We start from the raw sequence: 2,839 nt of genomic DNA, 5'->3' as shown, positions 1-2,839 counted from the left end.
GGCTTTGACGCGGCGATACGCCGCTTCGAGGTTCGTGCTACTGAAGATTGCCTCCAGTAGCTCGGGCTGCAACCGGCTGTATTGCCCTGGCTCCCTTTGCCCGCGCGCCGGTCGGCGTTTATGGGTGGGTGGTCCGGTCACTACGTGCCGGTCTTGTCGGCAGACCTCGGAACCAGAGGCAAGTCCGGCTGCTCCCGATCGCTTCGCTCATTCCCCTTCGGCGGGACTTAAAGCATACGTATTTCGGGCCTTCACCGCTTCGTGAGTCCGTCCTGCCTTCAGCAAGCTCATCTCCGCGGCTAATATGCCTTCTGCTGACTCCTCCATCGGTGATCACTCCGCCATCACTGGCGGCGCTGCTCGCCATCTCATGAGCAGATTGAAGCTCTGACAAGCCACTGTTGGAGGCCTCCCCGGATAAGTTGATACACCTCCCCGACACAACTGCGTCATTTACACATCGGGTCTGACCTGATGGGCTTCGCGATCCTTGGCCCGCTCGCCCGCCCTCTGTGCCTCCTATGACGTTCTTGTATCCCGATTCACTACGCTCATTCCCCTTCGGCGGGACTTGAAGCATCAGCTCGTCGGTTTGATCCACACTGCTTCCGCACGTAACCTCGCGATTACGCACTTGTGCTTCTCTAGTGATTGATTTGTTATTCAGGTCTTTCACAATGGACTTTAACCATATTAATTTATCAACATGCCGGGCATACCCAGTCGGAGTGAATCAACTCCGTTCGTGCCTCACTCCGTGTTCATCCTCGACGATATGGGAAGAAAATAGGATCGACGGATCGAAGCATTTAGACTAAGCATTTGAGAGTAAGATAACAAGCAAAGAAATAAAATCCTCAGGCAGCCAGAACCGAGTCGCCGGTTGGTAAAAAGAAGAAGAAATTGAAGATTTAAATCCCCAGATGAAGCCCACAATTCAGAACCCCACACTCACCACGGCCTGCGGCCATATCCAGACGCTTCTGGACAACGCCTAAAGGCGCGCCAGAGCCACGTTCGTTCTGTAAGGAAATGAAATATACCGAAATGCTTCAATCAAGTCTCAGCAGGTGGCCAGATCGTATCGATATTTCGAATGGATATGTCCTCGAAGATGGTGGAGGTTTCTTTCCAGTCCTATCCGAAATCTGGGATAGGGTAGAAAGAGAAGAAGAAAAGAGGAGCAGTCTTCATGGCCTTTTCAGTTGGAGCATATTTAGCGGGTTTCATCACCTTGCCAGAAAAGAAAAAGTGAAAAACAAAACTGAAGCACTTAAAGCGGACCTAAGCCCTGAGGTCATATATCACCAATTCAGTGAATCCTTTTACGAAAAAGAAAATGGATGGATGAAGGATTATCCAGACTTCATCGACGATTACCAAAAGACAGAACAAGTCGGTCACAACTCCGGGGGCTGCGCCCCCTCAGCGTGACACCTCAGCGTTCGGTAAGAGAATGGAAAAAGAATACAGTATCACGGAAGCCCAAAGCAAGCAGATGGCTTGGGAGTGCTTTCTTGCTCAATCGAAAAACAGAAAAGAGTTCATCAAATATTTGAAAGTTTGGGCATTTCTAATCGCATCTGTATATTGCGTAGGCAATCCAGCCGAATGGAATAGCAACGGAGAGCATAACCACATCGGATCGATCATACTCACAATCGTAGTCCAGGTTCCACTCTGCACCGTCATTTTATACTTCATTTTGAAGTTTATCGCATATGCACCCCAAAGGGCCTTGAATAAGGAATTAGAGAAGAGATCAGATACATCTTGGGGATATAGGAAATTTGTGATTGCACCCGAAGGTGCGAAGCTCATTGCACCACAAAGTGAATTGAAGGTCTCCTTAGACCGAATACAGAACGTCAAAGAAACGGAGAATTCCATCAGTCTCAACGATGGAGAGAATCCCGTTTTCTTCTTACCAAAATCTGATTTTGATCTCTCGGAAGTAGTCGAAGCACTAAACGAATTTAAGACCGAACCAGTCGGCACAGGTCAACCCATGTAACCCGCCCGAGAACCCGAGAATCACTTGAACTACACACTCGTCAGGCTGGGTTCCTGGCCTCTACGATCTACAGAAAAATTGAATGAACAAAAGAAAGGAATGGCTCCAGAGGGTTAAGCGAAATCTAACCATCTTCATCGTAGTTACGCAGATATTTGGAATAATTGGTGCAGTGTTTGTCGGGCACTTGCTGGGTTCTGGATTTCAAGCTTATCTTATCGGTTATGTGGTTGGAGTGATCATTAGCCTTGGAGGAACAATTGGGATCTCATAGAAAACGGAATGAAAGCATCACCATTAGACCAACTAAAACCCACAGACCAAACGGAGGGTAGATCCAGACGCAGTAGTCAACGTCGCTAACGCGCCGTCGACTATGCTCCTCGAAGGCACCTCTAAGAGAGCGTCTAATAAATTTCCAAAACGGTTAGAATCTAGCCGCACGCTTGAGCATGAGTCGAGTCATCGCAATATGAATCATGCCAGTAGATGACTCAATGGTAGTTTCGTAGTCTTTGGACATTCTGCGGTATTTCGACAGCCATCCGAAGGTTCTCTCGACGATCCACTGCTTAGGCAGAACCTTGAAACCTCTGGTATCATCACTGCGGCGAACGATATCCAACTGGATCGGTCGCTTACGTTGAAGCTGCCTCACCCACTGCACGAGTTTACCTGCGTATCCACCATCAGCCCAAATGAGTTTGAGCCAACCGAAGCGATTGGTGAAAAGTTCAAGGAGCAACTTCGCGCCGTCGCGATCCTGAATGTTCGCTGGGTGAACCACGGCCAATAGGACTAGTCCAAGGCTGTCCACGAGTAGGT

General features: G+C 48.8%; 3 protein-coding genes. 2 read left to right on the top strand and 1 reads right to left on the bottom strand.

Features of this window, described 5'->3' with window-relative positions; translation table 11 throughout:
• The first annotated feature begins 1,032 nt into the window (after window positions 1-1,032).
• On the top strand, window positions 1,033-1,434 hold the full coding sequence (locus QEH52_RS19245) for a hypothetical protein (protein WP_308952582.1): 402 nt from the start codon (window positions 1,033-1,035) through the stop codon (window positions 1,432-1,434).
• Window positions 1,435-1,456: 22 nt separating this feature from the next.
• Window positions 1,457-2,014 (top strand): hypothetical protein, encoded by a 558-nt coding sequence (locus tag QEH52_RS19240; protein ID WP_308952581.1) that lies wholly within the window; start codon window positions 1,457-1,459, stop codon window positions 2,012-2,014.
• Between the two features lie 427 nt (window positions 2,015-2,441).
• Here QEH52_RS19240 and QEH52_RS19235 read toward each other — a convergent pair.
• The coding region (locus QEH52_RS19235; RefSeq protein WP_308952580.1) for a transposase at window positions 2,442-2,839 on the bottom strand (398 nt) is incomplete at its 5' end.

The organism is Thalassobacterium maritimum (genome assembly GCF_031127805.1).
In the GTDB taxonomy this organism is placed as follows: Bacteria; Verrucomicrobiota; Verrucomicrobiia; order Opitutales; family Coraliomargaritaceae; genus Thalassobacterium; species Thalassobacterium maritimum.
The sequence above is the reverse complement of the archived record's forward strand: the minus strand, read 5'-3'. Positions and strand labels throughout refer to the sequence as shown.

Coding starts and splice junctions, on each gene's coding strand:
- QEH52_RS19245 (WP_308952582.1), top strand. CDS start 1,033: ATGAAATATACCGAAATGCTTCAATCAAGTCTCAGCAGGTGGCCAGAT.
- QEH52_RS19240 (WP_308952581.1), top strand. CDS start 1,457: ATGGAAAAAGAATACAGTATCACGGAAGCCCAAAGCAAGCAGATGGCT.